Source organism: Variovorax sp. J31P207 (genome assembly GCF_030316965.1).
GTDB lineage: Bacteria > Pseudomonadota > Gammaproteobacteria > Burkholderiales > Burkholderiaceae_C > Variovorax > Variovorax ginsengisoli_B.
Genome location: NZ_JASZYN010000001.1, coordinates 14320 through 30546 on the forward strand (window position 1 = coordinate 14320; position 16227 = coordinate 30546).

At 68.4% G+C, this 16227-nt stretch carries 14 protein-coding genes; 11 read left to right on the forward strand and 3 right to left on the reverse strand.

The features are described from left to right. Positions 1–18: 18 nt before the first annotated feature. On the reverse strand, positions 19–801 hold the full coding sequence (locus QTI68_RS00070) for a DeoR/GlpR family DNA-binding transcription regulator (RefSeq protein ID WP_286518792.1): 783 nt from the start codon (positions 799–801) through the stop codon (positions 19–21). A gap of 97 nt (positions 802–898) precedes the next feature. Here QTI68_RS00070 and deoC point away from each other — a divergent pair, with 97 nt between their 5' ends. The 10 genes from deoC to ggt all read left to right on the forward strand — a co-directional run bounded on the left by deoC (position 899) and on the right by ggt (position 13325). Beyond that, the gene (gene deoC / locus QTI68_RS00075; RefSeq protein WP_286518793.1) at positions 899–1939 is read left to right on the forward strand and encodes a deoxyribose-phosphate aldolase; all 1041 of its coding nucleotides are present in this window, start codon (positions 899–901) and stop codon (positions 1937–1939) included. A gap of 4 nt (positions 1940–1943) precedes the next feature. After that, on the forward strand, positions 1944–4349 hold the full coding sequence (locus QTI68_RS00080; RefSeq protein ID WP_286518794.1) for an aldehyde dehydrogenase family protein: 2406 nt from the start codon (positions 1944–1946) through the stop codon (positions 4347–4349). Positions 4350–4427: 78 nt separating this feature from the next. Beyond that, positions 4428–5372 (forward strand): ABC transporter permease, encoded by a 945-nt coding sequence (locus QTI68_RS00085; protein ID WP_286518796.1) that lies wholly within the window; start codon positions 4428–4430, stop codon positions 5370–5372. After that, the gene (locus tag QTI68_RS00090; protein WP_286518798.1) at positions 5369–6232 is read left to right on the forward strand and encodes an ABC transporter permease; all 864 of its coding nucleotides are present in this window, start codon (positions 5369–5371) and stop codon (positions 6230–6232) included. The genes QTI68_RS00085 and QTI68_RS00090 overlap by 4 nt, the downstream gene beginning before the upstream one ends. Positions 6233–6265: 33 nt before the next feature. Beyond that, positions 6266–7777, forward strand: coding sequence for an ABC transporter substrate-binding protein (locus QTI68_RS00095; protein WP_286518800.1), 1512 nt, complete (start codon positions 6266–6268; stop codon positions 7775–7777). A 15-nt stretch (positions 7778–7792) separates the two neighbouring features. Beyond that, positions 7793–8824, forward strand: coding sequence for an ABC transporter ATP-binding protein (locus QTI68_RS00100; RefSeq protein ID WP_503011626.1), 1032 nt, complete (start codon positions 7793–7795; stop codon positions 8822–8824). Continuing rightward, positions 8821–9954, forward strand: coding sequence for an ABC transporter ATP-binding protein (locus tag QTI68_RS00105; RefSeq protein WP_286518802.1), 1134 nt, complete (start codon positions 8821–8823; stop codon positions 9952–9954). Before QTI68_RS00100 ends, QTI68_RS00105 begins: the two co-directional genes overlap by 4 nt. 17 nt (positions 9955–9971) lie before the next feature. After that, entirely contained in the window at positions 9972–10820 is an 849-nt protein-coding gene (locus QTI68_RS00110; RefSeq protein WP_286518803.1) for a BtpA/SgcQ family protein, read from the forward strand. Then, positions 10817–11740, forward strand: coding sequence for a ribokinase (locus tag QTI68_RS00115; protein WP_286518805.1), 924 nt, complete (start codon positions 10817–10819; stop codon positions 11738–11740). The genes QTI68_RS00110 and QTI68_RS00115 overlap by 4 nt, the downstream gene beginning before the upstream one ends. Next, positions 11733–13325, forward strand: coding sequence for a gamma-glutamyltransferase (gene ggt, locus QTI68_RS00120; RefSeq protein ID WP_286518807.1), 1593 nt, complete (start codon positions 11733–11735; stop codon positions 13323–13325). The genes QTI68_RS00115 and ggt overlap by 8 nt, the downstream gene beginning before the upstream one ends. Before the next feature lie 34 nt (positions 13326–13359). Here the strand turns inward: ggt and QTI68_RS00125 are convergent, their stop codons facing one another. Then, positions 13360–14229 (reverse strand): NAD(P)H-binding protein, encoded by an 870-nt coding sequence (locus QTI68_RS00125; protein ID WP_286520165.1) that lies wholly within the window; start codon positions 14227–14229, stop codon positions 13360–13362. A gap of 154 nt (positions 14230–14383) precedes the next feature. Between QTI68_RS00125 and QTI68_RS00130 the strand changes: the two genes are divergently transcribed. Continuing rightward, the gene (locus QTI68_RS00130) at positions 14384–15268 is read left to right on the forward strand and encodes a LysR family transcriptional regulator (protein ID WP_286518809.1); all 885 of its coding nucleotides are present in this window, start codon (positions 14384–14386) and stop codon (positions 15266–15268) included. A gap of 60 nt (positions 15269–15328) precedes the next feature. Here the strand turns inward: QTI68_RS00130 and QTI68_RS00135 are convergent, their stop codons facing one another. Further along, positions 15329–16087: a TetR/AcrR family transcriptional regulator gene (locus tag QTI68_RS00135; protein ID WP_286518811.1), complete on the reverse strand. Its 759-nt coding sequence runs from the start codon at positions 16085–16087 to the stop codon at positions 15329–15331. Positions 16088–16227: the final 140 nt, after the last annotated feature.

Below are 16227 nucleotides of genomic sequence, written 5' to 3' on the forward strand. Positions count from 1 at the left end.
GGACCTTCGATGCCCGGATCAGTCAGCGGCAGGTTGCGCGAACACCATCGAAAAATCCTTGAACTGCTTGCGCAGACCCGCCGCCGGCGCCCCGCCTACGACGATGTGCCCGAAGGCGTCGAGGGGGCTGAAGAAGGCCGGCCGCAACAGGCCGAGCTTGCTTTCATCGACGACCAGGAAAGTCTGCGATGCGCTGCGCATCGCCGCCTGCTTCACCGGTACTTCGTGAAAGTTCGAGCAACTCGCGCCGCGTAGCGGGTCCACCCCCCCGGCTGACAGAAAGGCCTTGTTCACGCCCAGGCGATTGAGGTACTGCAAGCCCTCGTCGGACAGGAAACTGGCCGACGAGGGGTGGTACAGCCCGCCGAGCAGCATGAGCTGCGTGTTCGGGCGGCGGCTCAGGATCGACGCGATGTTCGTGGAGTAACAAACGACGCTCAGGGGCATGTCCGGCGGCAAGGCCTCTGCAAAATGAGCCATGGTGGTGCCGCAGTCGATGAACAGGCTGTCATGCGCCTGCACCCACTTGGCCGCCCGTTGACATGCCACGCGCTTGTGCGCCGCATGCTGGTCGCCCGCCACGTCGAGCGAGTATCGATCCGCCGAGGGCAGGGTGGTCGCGAGCACGTAGCCCCCGAGAGCGGTCAATGGCGAGTCGGGGGCCGACAGGTCGCGGCGGATCGTCATCGGGGTCACGGCCAGCAGTTGGGCGGCTTCGTTGATTGGCAAGGGCCCGCGGGCTTCAACAAGTTCCTGCATCCGTGAAAGGCGCAATACCCCCGCGCCGGCGGTCTTTCGCATGTTCTGTTCCTCTCGTCTACCAGCCCAAGTATCGCTCATCAAAATGTTACTGCAAGAACATCTTGCGCAACGTCATGTTCTTGGAATAACATTAATCATGACATCCTCTGCACTGGTCCGCACCAGAGGCGCGGTGCGCCCACCCTCCGAATCCGTGACAGCCACGCCGGCGGCCGACAACCCGGGCGCAATTGCCCGCAATGTCGCGCAGCCGTTCGACGCGGGCTGGATCGACGGCATCCGCATCAACCCCTCGGCTGCCGAACGCCGCGTCGCCACGTTGCGCGGCCGCCGCTCGGTCAAGCAGGACGCCCAAGCCGGGTGGCTGTTGAAGGCCCTCACCTGCATCGACCTCACGACGCTCAATGGCGACGACACGGCCGAGCGTGTGCGGCGCCTGTGCGCCAAGGCCGTGATGCCGGTGCGCCCGGAAGTGCTGGCAGCGCTCGGCTTTGCCGATCGCCCACTGCACACGGGCGCTGTCTGTGTCTATCACCGCTTCGTCGCGACAGCGGTCGACGCGCTCGCGGGCACCGGCATCCCGGTGGCGGCCGTATCAACGGGGTTCCCTGCGGGGCTGGTCCCGCACGCGCTCAAGTTGAAGGAGATCGAGGCTTCAGTGCGCGACGGCGCCTCCGAGATCGACGTGGTCATCACGCGCGAACATGCGCTCGGCGGCCACTGGCAGAGGCTTTACGACGAGATGCTGGACTTCCGCCGAGCCGCCGGCGCGGTGCACGTGAAAGCCATCCTGGCGACCGGCGAACTCAAGACACTGCGCAACGTCGCGAAGGCCTCCCTGGTCTGCATGATGGCCGGCGCGGATTTCATCAAGACCTCGACCGGCAAGGAAGGCGTCAATGCCACGCCGCTGGTCACGCTGGTCATGCTGCGCATGATCCGCCAGTACGAGGCCCGCACCGGCTTCCGAGTGGGCTACAAGCCAGCCGGCGGCGTCAGCACCGCACGGCTGGCGCTGGACTACCAGGCGCTCATGAAGGAAGAACTGGGACGCGCCTGGCTGGAGCCGAACCTGTTTCGCATCGGCGCCTCCAGCCTGCTGGCCGACATCGAGCGCCAGCTGGAACACCACGTCACGGGCCGCTACTCGGCCTTCAACCGCCACCCGATCGGATGAACCGATGAGCAACAGCGTCGCACGCTATTTCGACACCATGGACTACGGCCCCGCGCCCGAGAGCGACACCGATGCCCGCCAATGGCTCTCGCGCCATGCGCAGGGGTTCGGCCACTTCATTGACGGTCGTTTCACGGGGGCCGACTCCGGTGCCCACTTCGAGACCGTGGAGCCGGCCACCGGACTCCTGCTCGCGCGCATCGCACAAGGCTCGCCGGCGGACATCGACGCCGCCGTGACCGCCGCGCGCGCCGCGCAACCGGGCTGGATGGCGGTCGGCGGCCATGCGCGCGCGCGCCATCTGTATGCATTGGCGCGCACGGTGCAGCGCCATGCGCGCCTGCTTGCGGTGGTGGAGGCGCTCGACAACGGCAAGCCGATCCGCGAGACCCGCGACATCGACGTGCCGCTGGTGGCGCGGCACTTCTACCACCATGCCGGCTGGGCGCAACTGCAGGAACGCGAATTCGCGGACCAGGTGCCGCTGGGGGTGATCGGGCAGATCGTTCCCTGGAACTTCCCGCTGCTCATGCTGGCGTGGAAGATCGCGCCGGCGCTGGCGCTTGGCAACACGGTCGTGCTCAAGCCGGCGGAACTCACGCCGCTGAGCGCCCTGCTGTTTGCCGAGCTGGCGGCGCAGGCGGGCCTGCCTGCAGGCGTGCTCAACGTGGTGACGGGCGACGGCGCCACGGGCGCTGCACTGGTCGCGCACGAAGGGGTCGACAAGATCGCCTTCACCGGATCGACCGAGGTGGGCCGCCTCATCCGCGAGGCGACTGCCGGCTCGGGCAAGTCGCTCACGCTGGAGCTCGGCGGCAAGTCGCCCTTCATCGTGTTCGACGATGCCGACATCGACGCGGCGGTGGAAGGCGTGGTGGACTCCATCTGGCTCAACCAGGGCCAGGTGTGCTGCGCCGGCTCGCGGCTGCTGCTGCAGGAAGGCATCGCGGCCGACTTCATCGAACGGCTCAAGCGGCGCATGCAGCAGCTGCGCGTGGGCATGCCGCTGGACAAGGCGATCGACCTCGGCAGCCTGATCGACGGCTCGCAGCTCGACAGAGTGCGCTCGCTGGTGGCCGCGGGCGTGCGCGAGGGGGCGCATTGCTATCAGCCACCATGCGCGCTGCCCACGGGCGGCAGCTTCTATCCACCGACGCTGTTGACGGGGGTGCAACCGGCATCGACCGTAGCGACCGAAGAGATCTTCGGCCCGGTGCTCGTGACCATGACCTTCCGCACCCCGGACGAGGCGGTGGCGCTGGCCAACAACACGCGCTACGGCCTGGCAGCCAGCATCTGGAGCGAGACGATCGGACTTGCGCTGGGCATCGCACCGCAGCTGCAGGCGGGCGTGGTATGGATCAACGCCACCAACCTGTTCGATGCGGGCGTCGGCTTCGGCGGCTATCGCGAGTCGGGCTACGGCCGCGAGGGTGGACGCGAAGGCTGCCATGAGTACCTCAAGCCACACGCCTGGGCCGCGCGCAAGCCGCGTGCCGCGCAGGCGGTATCGGGCGTAGCCAGCGAAACGGCGCGGGCGCCGGTCACCTCATCGACACTGCCGGCCATCGATCGCACCGCCAAGCTTTTCATCGGCGGCAAACAGGCGCGACCTGATGGCGAGTTGTCGCACGCGGTGTTTTCCGTCTCGGGGAAGCGGCTCGGCGAGGTGGGCACGGGCAACCGCAAGGACATCCGCAACGCGGTGGCCGCGGCGCGTGCGGCGGACGGCTGGTCCAGTGCCACGCCGCACCGCCGCGCGCAGGCCCTCTACTACCTGGCGGAAAACCTCTCCGCACGCGCGGAGGAATTCGCCGCACGCCTCGTCCGCCTCACGGAGGTGGCGGCAGGCAGTGCGCGCGCCGAGGTGGACGCCGCCGTGAGCCGCCTCTTCGCCTACGGTGCGTGGGCCGACAAGTACGAAGGGACGGTGCACGTGCCGCCGCTGCGCGGCGTGGCATTGGCAACGGTGGAGCCCATCGGCGTGGTCGGTGTCGTATGCCCGGACGAAGCGCCGCTGCTGTCCTTCGTGAGCCTGCTCGCGCCGCTGCTGGCGATGGGCAACCGCACGGTGATCGTGCCGAGCGAAACGCATCCGCTGATCGCGACCGACTTTTACCAGGTGCTCGAAACTTCCGACCTGCCGGGCGGCGTGGTGAACATCGTCACTGGCCCGGCCGAGAGCCTCATGCAGACACTGGCCCGGCACGACGACGTGGACGCGCTCTGGGTCTTCGGCGCGGCGTCGCTGTCGCGCGATGCCGAACGCCTGTCCGTCGGCAACCTCAAGCGCACGCTGGTGGACCATGGCCTGGCCACCGACTGGCAGGACGGCGCCGCGGCCGAGGGTGCGCCCTTCCTGCGGCATGCCACGCAGGTCAAGAACATCTGGATTCCCTATGGCGAATGACGCCCTCGCCAGCTTCGCGGCCGCCGTGTCCGTGCCGAAGCCTTCCCTCGGACGCAACCCCGGATTGGAAAATGTGCCATGGCCCGCTATCTGCTCGCACGGTTGATCGCGCTCGTGCCGATCCTGCTCGGCACCTCGGTCGTGGCGTTCTTCCTGATCCGGCTGGTGCCGGGCGACCCCGCCATCGCGCTGCTGGGGCTGGACGCCGACCCGCAGGCGATCGCCGCCTTGCGGCAGCAACTCGCGCTCGACCAGCCCATCGTGGTTCAGTACGTCACCTGGATCGGCCACATCTTCGCGGGCGATTTCGGACGTTCGGTCCAGGGCGGACGTCCAGTCCTGCCGCTGTTGCTGGGCGCGCTGGGACCGACGGCGCTGCTGGCCGCGGCGGCGCTGGCGATCTCGCTGGTGATCGCCATTCCCGCCGGGATCGTGGCCGCCACCCGCCGCAACACCAGCGCGGACTACGCCGCTTCGTTCCTCGCGCTGTGCGGCCTGTCGATGCCGAGCTTCTGGCTCGGCGTCTTGCTCATCCTGGCCTTCTCGATCTACTGGCCGATCCTGCCGGCCTCGGGCTACGTCTCGCTGATGGCCGATCCGCTGGAGCACCTGCGCCATCTCGTGCTGCCGGCGCTGACCCTGGGAGCGGCGCTGGCGGCCGCCACCATGCGCATGACGCGCGCGACGATGCTGGAAGTCCTGCGCTCCGACTACGTGCGCACGGCGCGCGCCAAGGGACTTCCGCGGCGCCGCGTGGTGTGGGGGCATGCTCTGCGCAATGCGCGCATTCCGATCGTGACGCTGCTCGGCATCCAGCTCGGCCAGCTGCTCGGCGGCGTGGTCGTGACCGAGACGGTGTTCTCCTGGCCGGGCATCGGCAAGCTGACGGTCGATGCGATCTTCGCGCGCGACTACCCCGTCGTTCAAGGCGCGGTGCTGTTGACGGCGGTCGCGTTCGTGCTGATCAACCTGGCGACGGACCTGGTCTACACGGTGCTCGATCCAAGGGTGAGGCTGTCATGAGCGCGAGCGCGAACGCCATCCATCGGCCGGCCGGCATGGCCGCCTTCCTGCGCACGATGACCCGCGATCCGCGCGCGGCGCTGGGCCTGGGCCTCGTCCTCCTGGCGGCCATCGCCGCATTGGGCGCGCCGTTCATCGCACCCTATGCGCCGGACTTCCCCGATTTCGTCAACACCCTGTCGCCGCCTTCCGCCGCACATTGGCTGGGCACCGACGAACTGGGCCGCGACGTGCTCACGCGCATCATCTATGGCGCGCGGACTTCGTTGTTCGTCGGCGTTCTCAGCGTCGTGGTCGCGGCCCTGGCGGGCACCGGCCTCGGCCTGGTGGCGGGCTATTTCGGCCGTTGGACCGAGGCGCTGATCATGCGTGTGATGGATGTGGTGTTCGCCTTTCCGAGCATCCTGCTGGCGCTTGCGATCACGGCCGTGCTCGGCCCGAGCCTGACCAATGCCGTGCTTGCGATCGCGGTGGTCAATCTTCCGGTCTTCGCGCGCGTCGCGCGGGCCCAGACACTGGTGGTGCGGCAGCTCGAGTTCGTCGAGGCCAAGCGCGCCCTGGGCTTCCGCACTGCGAACATCCTCTTGCGCACGATCTTGCCGAACATCCTTGCGCCGGTGATCGTGCAGGGGTCGCTGCTCTTCGCCTCGGCCATCATCACCGAATCGTATTTGTCCTTCCTCGGGCTGGGCGCACAGCCGCCCACCGCAACCTGGGGAAACATGCTGCGCAACGCGATCGGCTTCATGGAACAGGCGCCGTGGCTGGCCCTGTTTCCCGGCGCCGCGATCTTCCTGACGGTGCTCGGCTGCAACCTGCTGGGCGACGGTCTGCGCGACCGCTTTGATCCGCGCGACTAGTGCCTCGACGACAGTTCAACCTGGAGATGTGCCATGCAGTTCCCCATCCATCGGCGTCGCTTCGCCGCCTTTCTCTCCGCCGCGCCGATCGTGCTGTCGGGGCTCCCCGCCCTGGCGCAGGAGACCCGCACGCTCACGGTGGGGATCGTCTCCGATCCCGTCACGCTCGACCCCGCCCTGATGGCCTCGTTCTTCGAGCTCTCCATCCAGTACAACCTGTATGAGCCGCTGGTGCACGTCACGCCGGATCTCAAGATCGAACCCGGGCTCGCGAGCGTCGAGACGCCGGACCCGCTCACCTACCTCTTCACGCTCAGGCCGAACCTGAGCTTCCACGACGCAACGCCGCTCGACGCCGCGGCCGTCAAGGCAAACTTCGACCGGATGCTCGACCCGGCCACCGGCTCGCCGCGCCGCAGTGAGCTGTCGTCGATCGACACCGTCACGGTCACGGGCCCCCTGACCTTCACCATCAAGCTCAAAACGGTTTATGCGCCGTTGCTCCAGGTGCTTTCGAACCGGTCGGGCATGATGGTTTCGCCGAGTGCGCTGAAAGCCCTGGGCGCCGACTTCGCGACAAAGGGCGTGGGCGCGGGCCCCTACAAGCTGGTGAGCTGGACCAAGAACTCCGAGCTCGTGCTGGAGCGCTTCCCCGGCTACTGGCGCGGCCCCGCGAAGATCGAGCGGATCGTTTTTCGCCCGATCGCCGACGAGACCGTGCGGCTTACCAACCTGCGCTCGGCAACGGTGCAACTCGTCGATGCCGTGCCGGCGCAGAACGCCACGCAGCTCGGCCGGGAGGCCAACCTGACGCTCAAGCAGACGCCGGGGCTGGGCTTCAACGCCTTTTCGTTCAACACGGCCAAGGCGCCCTTCGACGACGTGCGGGTCAGGCAAGCCTTCACCACCGCCATCGACAAGCAGGCGATCCTGCGCGCGGTCTACTTCGGTACCGGCAGCATCGCCCAAGGCGCGATCCCGCCCACGATGGGCTGGGCCCACGACGCGGCCTTCGCACCCTACAAGGCGAACGCGGCGGCGGCGCGCAAGCTGCTGGCCGACGCGGGCAAGACCGCCCCCGTGCCCGTCTCGATCACCGTCACCAACTCGCCCGCGCAGGTCCGCACGGCCGAGGTGTTGCAGGCGCAGGCCAACCAGGCCGGGTTCAAGGTCGACATCCGGCAGATCGACGCCACCAGCCTGATCAGCGTGCTGCGGCAAAAGGATTTCGATCTGTGCATGTCCCCTTGGACGGGCCGCACGGACCCCGACGGCAACCTCTACAACTTCTTCGTCAAGGCCGGCTCCAACAACTTCATGGACTACCGCAGCGACAAGGTCACCGCCTTGCTGAACAGCGCACGCAGCACGCCGGCGCAGGCCGAGCGCTCGAGGCTCTATCGCGAAGCGGAGGCGCAGATCGCGAACGATGCGCCGATGCTCTTCCTGACCTTCCCGGCAACGCTGCAGGCTTCGGTCAAGCGGCTGAACTGGCAGCAGTATCCCGACGGCGCCTTGCACCTGCAGTTCGCGAGCTTCCAGTAGCGACCTATGAAAGCCATGCAACCGCCAGAGCTTGCCCGCCCGCCGGCCGAACCTGCCCGGCAGAATGCGACGCAATCCGACCCGATGCTGGCCGTGGCCAACCTGCGCGTGGGCGTGGGTGACGGCCCGGCCATCGTGGACGGCGTCGACCTCGCCTTGAACAGCGGGAGCATTCTCTGCCTCGTCGGTGAATCGGGCTCCGGGAAGAGCCTGACCGCGCTCTCGCTGATGCGCCTGCTGTCGCCAGCCATGCGCCTCGCGGCGGACCGCTTCGTGCTGGACGGCGAAGACCTCGCTCAGGCCAGCGAAAAGCGGTTGAACGCCATCCGTGGCAATCGCATGGCCATGGTCTTCCAGGAGCCGATGACGGCGCTGAACCCGGTGATGACCGTGGGCGACCAGATCACGGAGACGTTGAAAGTCCACCAGGGCCTGCGCCAGGAAGCCGCGCGGGAGGTCGCATTGGCGATGTTCCGGCAGGTCCAGATCCCCGCGCCCGAGGCTCGACTGCGGGCCTATCCGCATCAGCTCTCGGGCGGCATGCGCCAGCGGGTGATGATCGCGATGGCGCTGATCTGCAAGCCGGCGATCCTGATCGCCGACGAGCCGACCACGGCACTGGACGTGACCATCCAGAGCCAGATCCTGCGGCTGATCGACGACCTGCGCGCACAGCTGGGGACCGCCGTCCTCTTCATCACGCACAACCTGGCCGTGGTCGCCGAGATCGCCGACGAGGTCGCCGTCATGTATGCCGGGCGCATCGTGGAGCGGGCGTCCCGCGCGGCGCTGTTCGGCGATCCGATGCACCCGTACACGCTGGCGCTGTTCGCCGCGATGCCGCGCGCCGACGAGCGCGGCCGGCCGCTGGCCACGATCGAAGGCCAGGTGCCCGCGCCCGGCGCGATGCCGAAGGGCTGCCGCTTCGCGCCGCGTTGCCCGTTCGCCGCGGCGCGGTGCCGCGAAGACTATCCGCCGCTGCGCGAGATCGCGCCCGCGCACTGGGTTTCCTGCTGGCGCGCGCCCCTGGAGGAGCACCTTTCATGAGCAACCCCCTTCTTTCGGTCGAGCACATCTCGAAGACCTACGTGTCGGGCGGCGGCCTCTTCGGCCAGTCGAAATCGGCGCGAGTGGTTTCGGACATCAGCTTCTCGCTGGATCGCGGCGACGTGTTCGCGCTGGTCGGCGAAAGCGGTTCGGGCAAGACCACGATCGGGCGCATGCTGCTTCGGCTGATCGAGCCGGATGCCGGGCGGATCCATTTCGACGGCATCGATGTCCGCGCACTCGATGCCGGGGCGCTTCGGCGTCTGCGGCGCCGGGTCCAGATCATCTTCCAGGACCCGTTCGGCTCGCTCGATCCGCGCGTGCGCATCGGGGCCGCCATCGCAGAGCCGATCCTGTTGCACCGTCTGCGGCCGCGCGCACAAGTGGCGGACCGTGTCGCCGAACTGCTGACGCTGGTCGGGCTCGATGGTCGCCATGCGGCGCGTTATCCGCACGAGTTCTCCGGCGGGCAGCGCCAGCGCATCGCGATCGCCCGTGCCCTGGCGGTGGAGCCCGAGCTGATCGTCTGCGACGAGCCTGTCTCGGCGCTGGACCTTTCGATTCAGGCGCAGGTGGTCAACCTGCTGGGCGAGCTGCGTGCCAGGCTGGGCGTCTCGTACGTGTTCATCTCGCATGACATGGCCGTGGTGCGGCATCTCGCAACGCACATCGGCGTGCTGTATGCCGGCCGGCTGGTCGAGACCGGACCTTCGGAGACGGTCTTCACCGATCCGCGGCATCCCTACACGCGCATGCTGCTCGCGGCAACGCCCAGCCCGGTTCCGGACGTCGCGCGCCAGCGCGAGGCGATCGCCGGCGAACCGCCCAGTCCGTTCTCGACCTGGTCGCAGTGCCGCTTCGCCTCGCGCTGTGCGCATCGCATCGAGCCCTGCATGGCCGGCGAGCCGATGCTGGCGCAGGCCGCACCCGGGCCGCGCCTGTCGGCCTGCCTGCGTGCCGCCGAGCTGCCGACTTTCACCGCCGTCGACGACGGCGAGGAGCGCATGACGGCGGCCTACCGAACCCGCCTGGGCCTGCTTCGCCATGCCCGCGCGGCGGCAGACGCCGAAGCCTGTGCCTCGCCGCGGCAGGCGGCTGCTTCCGCCGTTTCCGCTCTTTCCCCCCACTGACCTCCGGAGTCTCCATCTTGTCTGTCAACACCTCCATCTACCGCGCCAAGGACGATGCCATCGCGCGGATCTTCGGGCGCGGCAAGGCCGTGATCGGCGTCATCCATTCGCTGCCGCTGCCTGGCTCGCCGCACTACGACGGCGAGCCGGTGCAGCGCATCTACGACTTCGCGCGGGCCGAGGCCGAGCGCTACCGCGAGGGCGGGGTCGATGGGCTGATCGTCGAGAACCACGGCGACATTCCCTTCGCCAAGCCCGACGAGCTCGGACCCGAGACCGCCGCCTGCATGGCCACCATGGCCGACATCGTGCGACGTGAGTGCGGCCTGCCGATCGGCATCAACGTGCTCGCCAACGGCGCCGTGCAGGGCATCGCCGTTGCCAAGGCGTCGGGCGCGGCCTTCGTCCGCGTCAACCAATGGGCCAACGCCTATGTCGCCAACGAGGGCTTCATGGAAGGCAAGTCGGGCGAGGCCAGCCGCTACCGCAGCTGGCTGCGCGCCAAGGATGTCGCGATTTTCACGGACGTGCACGTCAAGCACGGCGCACACGCCATCGTGGCCGACCGCACCTTGGAGGAGCTGACCCGCGACTGCGAGTTCTTCGACGCCGATGCCGTGATCGTCACCGGCCAGCGTACCGGCGACAGCGCCAGGCTCGACGAACTGGCGACGGTCCGCGGCGCCACGGCCCTGCCCGTCATGGTGGGCAGCGGCGTGAACGCGGACAACGTCGCGGCGATCTTCGGCCACGCCGACGCGGTCATCGTCGCCAGCGCCTTGAAGCACGCGGGCGGCTGGTGGAACGCCGTCGATCCCCAGCGGCTGGCTTCGTTCATGGCGGTCGTGCGCGAGGCCCGGGGATGAGCCGCGTCTTCGTGCTGGGCAATGCGACCGTCGACCAGGTCCATCGCGTCGAGCGCCTGCCAGCGCCTGGCGAGACCGTTCTGGCGTCCAGCATCGCGCGCTGTGCCGGCGGCAAGGGCCTGAACCAGGCGGTGGCGGCGGCCCGCACCGGCGCCCGCGTGACGCTGGCGGCGCCCGTGGGGCGCGATGCGGACGCGGCCCTGCTCGCCCAAAGCCTGGCCGGCGAGGCGGAGCTCGAGGCGCTGTGGCTGGCCGGCGACGCGCCCACCGACCTCTCGTCGATCTGGGTGGCCGAAGGCGGCGAGAACGTCATCGTCAGCAGTGCGGGCTGTGCGCGTTCGATCACGCCGGAGCAGGCGAGGCGCTTGTGCGACAGGCTGGCGCCCGGCGACTTCCTGCTGCTGCAGGGCAATCTCTCGGCGCAGGCGACGCATGCGGCAGCCGAAGCGGGCAGGGCGCGAGGCGCCTCGTGCGTCCTGAACACGGCGCCGATCGCGTGGGACATGCATGCGCTGCTGAGGCTCTGCGACATCGTCATCGCCAATGCCGGTGAGGCCGCGATCCTGACGGCTGGCGCGGCCGATGTCGGCCAGGCCTTGCGCGAGCGTGGCGCCGGGACGGGCATCGTCACCTTGGGTCCGCGGGGCGCGCTGATCACCACCGAGGCGAGCCAGGCGACCATCGCCGCACCGCAGGTCGAAACGGTGGACACCGCCGGTGCGGGAGACGTCTTCGCCGGCACGCTGGTCGGCCTGCTGTCGACGGGGCATCCGCTCGGGCTGGCCACGCAGACCGCCGTGGCCGCGGCATCGCTGTCCGTCACGCGGCGCAACACCATGCCTTCCTTTCCGACGCGCAGCGAGATCGCCTCGCTTCTCGAACGAGGCCGGCGCCCCATGCCAGGATCCGCGCATGCGTGATCTCCACAGACCCGGACGTTCGGTCGCCATGGGCTCGCGCGGCGCGGCGGCGACCTCCCATCCGCTGTCGAGCGCGATCGCCATCGAAGTGATGCGCGCGGGCGGAAACGCCGTCGATGCGGCGCTGACGGCCTGTTCGCTGCAATCGGTGCTGGAGCCCCACAACACCGGGCTCGGCGGGGACTGCTTCGCCCTGGTGTGGCGGGCCGACACGCAGTCGCTGCACGCGCTGAACGGTGCGGGCTACGCACCGCAGGGCTTGAGCGACTCGGGCCTGCTGGCGGAAGGCATCGACCGCATCGGTACGGAGGACATCCATTCGGTCACGATCCCGGGCGCGCTCGATGGCTGGGGCCGGCTGCTGCGCGACCACGGCACCCGGTCCCTGGCCGAGATCCTGGAGCCGACGATCGACTATGCCGAACACGGCATCGTGCTCGCGGAGCGCGCGGCCGAAGATTGGCGTGCCGAAGCCGCCAAGCTGCGGCACGACGAGGGCGCATGCCGCCACCTGCTGACGCCGGCGGGCGAGCCCCCGCGCGCCGGCGATCTCGTGCGCTTCCCCGCGCTCGCCAGGACCTTGCGCACGATTGCCTCCGAGGGCATCGACGCCTTCTATCGCGGCTCGCTCGCCAAGGCGATGGTGTCCTCGCTCCAACGACTCGGCGGCACGCACACCGCGGCCGACTTCGCCGACTTTGCCAGCTTCTATGTCGAGCCGATCCAGACGCGCTATCGAGGCCTCGACATCGTCCAGATGCCCCCCAGCGGGCAAGGCTTGACGGCCCTGCTGATGCTCAACATCCTGGCGGGCTTCGATCATTCGGGCTTCGAGCCGGCCGGCGCCGATCGTTTTCACCTGCAGATCGAGGCGTGCCGGCTGGCCTACGGCGCGCGCGACGCCTATGTCGCTGACCCCGCATTCGCTGAGGTCCCGGTGCAGGAGCTGCTGTCCGAGCGCTTCGCGGCGCGCTTGCGTGAGCGCATCGATCCCCGGCGGGCCATGCCGGCGCAGATCGTGCTGCCCGGGATCGGCCAGTCCGACACGGTCTATCTGTCGGTCGTCGATGGCGAGGGCAACGTCTGTTCCCTGATCAGCTCGCTGTTCCATGCCTTCGGCTCGGGGAAGGTGTGCCCCCAGACCGGCGTGGCCTTCCAGAACCGCGGGGCGGGATTCCGGGTGCAACCCGGCCACGCCAACAGCGTTCGACCGCGCAAGCGGCCGCTTCACACCATCATTCCCGCCATTGCGATGCGTGACGGCCGCCCGGCTCTGTCCTTCGGCGTGATGGGCGGGCCCTACCAGGCGACCGGCATCGTGCATACATTGCAGAACTTCGTCGATTTCGGCATGAATGTGCAGGAGGCCCTCGATGCGCCGCGAGGTTTCCGCTTCACGGGCGCATTCGAGGCCGAGCGAGGGATCTCCGACGCCGTCCTGGCCGATCTCCACGCCAGGGGCCATCCTGTGGGGCGCGTCCAGGTGCCGTGGGGCGGCGGACAGATGATCGCCATCGATCCTGGCCGGCCGCTCATCTCGGCAGGGAGCGACCCGCGCAAGGATGGGGCTGCGTTGGCTTTCTGAAAGCATGCCCGCGGTCCGCCGCTGAAGGGCCTCCTCAGGCGTGTTCGGGGTCTGCGAGGCCGCGCAAGACGGTCTCGAGTTCTGTCGCACCCTTGCGCGATGCGGCGGGCCCGCCTTCGAATTCGATCCAGCCTGCGTTGAAGCCGTCCAGCATTCGAATGCGCGGCAAGGGGTTGGCCATGCCCTGCGAACGAAACAACGTTTCCCACTTCGACCGCGGCACCGGCTGGGCGAGGACATCGCGCGCCAGAACGCGGCCCAGCGTCGCGGCCAGCACCTGTGGCGTGATCCGAACCGGTCCTTCGAGTTCGACCACCCGGCGCCCTTCCCAATGGTCTTGCAGCATCTGCGCCGCGGTGGCGGCGACGTCTGCCGTCGCGACCATCGGCACCGGCTTGTCCAACGGCTGGAGGAAGCTCGACACGACACCGCGCGACCGGGCGTCGTCGATATCCCACGCAGCGTTCTCCATGAACCACGCAGCGCGCAGAAAGGCGACCGGCATGGCCAGCGCGGCAAAGGCGCGCTCCATCATCTGCAGCTGCGTCAGCAGGTTTTCTTCCGTCGCCTGGGCGCCGATGGTCGACAGGGCCACCACGCGCCGGGGCCGGGCCTGCTGCAAGGCGGCCACCAGCGCCGCGACGTTGGCCCGCGTTTCGGCATAGCCGGCCGACGGGTCGAACACCGGGGGCAACAGCACGAAGACCGCTTCTGCACCATCGAAGGCGGTCGCCAGGGCACCCGCGTCATCCATGGATGCGAACGCTGTCTCGCAACCCAGCGCACGCCAGCTCGCAGCCTTGGCCTGATCCCGCAGCACCGCCCGTACCGGCAAGCCCGCGGCCAGCAGTTTCTTCGCGACCTGAGCACCCACCTTGCCAGTGACTCCCGTGACAACAAACATGATATTTCTCCTGATGCGGCGCACCGTGCGCCGGGTTGAGACGAATTCTGGGCACGCTGCGGGCGAAAGGCGATAGCATGAAACTCATTTGTTTCATGCTTGGCAGTCATCAATGGCAGGTTTCAGCACACAACTTCTCGAAGGCATCGACGTCATGGCGGCGGTCGTCGACACCGCAAGCTTCGGACGCGCCGGAGAAGCGCTCGACATGTCCCAGTCCGGTGTCAGCCGCGCCATCGCGCGGCTGGAGACGCGCTTGGGCATCCGCGTGTTCGAGCGCACCACCCGGTCGGTGCGGCTGACCGACGAGGGACGGCGCTTCTACGAGCAGGTCATGCCGCTGGTCGGCGCGCTGGCGGAAGCCACCGGCAGCGCCGCAGGCGGCGGTGCGGCTGTGCGAGGCCGCCTTCGGGTCAACGTCGATCCCTTCTTTTCGCGTCTCATCCTGGGTCCGCGACTCGGCATCTTCCTGGACCGCCATCCGGACCTGGAAATGGAACTCCGCAGCCGGGACGACCTGGGCGACATGGTGGCCGATGGCTTCGACCTGGCCATTCGTTTCGGACATCCCCGGCCTTCGTCCCTGGTGGCGCGAAAGCTGCTCGACACCCGGGTGCTGACGGTGGCGTCGCCGGGCTACGTCCGGCGTCATGGCTGCCCATCCGACCCGCGTGAACTCGAGGCCGGGCATCACCGGTGCATCCTGTTCCGCGACTCGGCGACGGGCCGGCCCTTCCCCTGGGAGTTCCACCAGCGTCGCCGCAAGCTCACGGTCGCGGCGCGTGGCGCACTGACCGTCAATGACGCCGGTACCCTCTACAGCACCTGCCTGGCCGGCCACGGCATCGCTCAGCTCTTCGAGCTGGGGGCCGAGTCCTTCATCGCCCGGAAGAAACTCGTGCCCCTGTTTCCGGACTGGCCGGATGAGCGCTTCCCGCTGTATGCCTACTATCCCACTCGCCATCACGTACCGGCCAAGACGCGGGCGCTGCTCGACTTCGTGGCAAGCCTCGTGGAGGAAGCCGGCGACGTCGGATGACGCGAGGGCGCAAGCCGCCGGAGTTCGGCCGCTTGCCGTGAACGCTGAGCGCCCCGAGGTTCAAGAGCGACGCGGAGAGGGCGGTCTTGCTGCGCTATCGGGCGGCTGCATCCGGGTCTGCTCGAACTTCTCCGGACCCGAGACGACCGCAGCAAGAAACAGATCGATCGAGAACTCGATCATGCGCTGTGTGTCGAGGTTGCTGTCGGTGCGGGGGATGCGCCCCCCCAGGATGAGCGCCGCGACGCCGTGCTCCGTCGACCAGGCAGCATGCGAAAGGTAGTGGAGCCGCTCGCTGTCCCAGCCGCTCTCGAGCGCCAGCTCGAACACCGAGTCCGAGAAGTACGAGTACGAGATGTTGCTCGTTGCCTCGACATCGCCGCGCACGAATTCCTGCAGCAGCCGGGGACCGGTCATCAGGTCGAACAGCCCCGCGTGCATTTGCGCGAAGCGCACATAGCTCAGCATCATCTCGCGCGCCTTCGGCAGCGCGGGCAGGTGCCGCGCGGAGATCTCCATGCGCTGTTCGGCAAGCTCCTTGAAGCCGCTGATCGCGATCGCGGCGAGCAACTCCTCCTTGCCCTTGAAGTGGCGCGACGGCGCGGCCTCGGAAACGCCGAGCCGGCGTGCCAGCGCGCGCAGGCTCAGCTCGCTCGCACCGTTCTCCTCGAACATCCGGCGGCCTTCCTCCACCAGGGCGTTGCGCAATCCGCCCCGCTCGTAGGTCGGCTCGCGCAGCTGCGGCGGCAACGCGCGCAGCTTCCTGGCAGCGGGCCGCGAGGCGCTACGAGTGGGTGTCTGTGACGCCTTGCTGGTCATCGCTGAAAAGGGCTCCTTGCAACGCGACTGATCTTACAGGGGCAACTCGTGCGAATCCGATCGCGCAGCTTCGGGTTAACACTGATAACAAATCAAGTTAACACCGTTATCGTTCTCCCATCGGTGCAAAACGGCCATCC

Excerpts from the sequence above, each read along its gene's own strand:
- QTI68_RS00085 (WP_286518796.1), top strand. The coding sequence starts at position 4,428 with ATGGCCCGCTATCTGCTCGCACGGTTGATCGCGCTCGTGCCGATCCTG.
- deoC (WP_286518793.1), top strand. The coding sequence starts at position 899 with ATGACATCCTCTGCACTGGTCCGCACCAGAGGCGCGGTGCGCCCACCC.
- QTI68_RS00135 (WP_286518811.1), bottom strand. The coding sequence starts at position 16,087 with ATGACCAGCAAGGCGTCACAGACACCCACTCGTAGCGCCTCGCGGCCC.
- QTI68_RS00115 (WP_286518805.1), top strand. The coding sequence starts at position 10,817 with ATGAGCCGCGTCTTCGTGCTGGGCAATGCGACCGTCGACCAGGTCCAT.
- QTI68_RS00080 (WP_286518794.1), top strand. The coding sequence starts at position 1,944 with ATGAGCAACAGCGTCGCACGCTATTTCGACACCATGGACTACGGCCCC.
- QTI68_RS00100 (WP_503011626.1), top strand. The coding sequence starts at position 7,793 with ATGCAACCGCCAGAGCTTGCCCGCCCGCCGGCCGAACCTGCCCGGCAG.
- QTI68_RS00105 (WP_286518802.1), top strand. The coding sequence starts at position 8,821 with ATGAGCAACCCCCTTCTTTCGGTCGAGCACATCTCGAAGACCTACGTG.
- QTI68_RS00130 (WP_286518809.1), top strand. The coding sequence starts at position 14,384 with ATGGCGGCGGTCGTCGACACCGCAAGCTTCGGACGCGCCGGAGAAGCG.
- QTI68_RS00125 (WP_286520165.1), bottom strand. The coding sequence starts at position 14,229 with ATGTTTGTTGTCACGGGAGTCACTGGCAAGGTGGGTGCTCAGGTCGCG.
- QTI68_RS00095 (WP_286518800.1), top strand. The coding sequence starts at position 6,266 with ATGCAGTTCCCCATCCATCGGCGTCGCTTCGCCGCCTTTCTCTCCGCC.
- QTI68_RS00090 (WP_286518798.1), top strand. The coding sequence starts at position 5,369 with ATGAGCGCGAGCGCGAACGCCATCCATCGGCCGGCCGGCATGGCCGCC.
- QTI68_RS00070 (WP_286518792.1), bottom strand. The coding sequence starts at position 801 with ATGCGAAAGACCGCCGGCGCGGGGGTATTGCGCCTTTCACGGATGCAG.
- ggt (WP_286518807.1), top strand. The coding sequence starts at position 11,733 with ATGCGTGATCTCCACAGACCCGGACGTTCGGTCGCCATGGGCTCGCGC.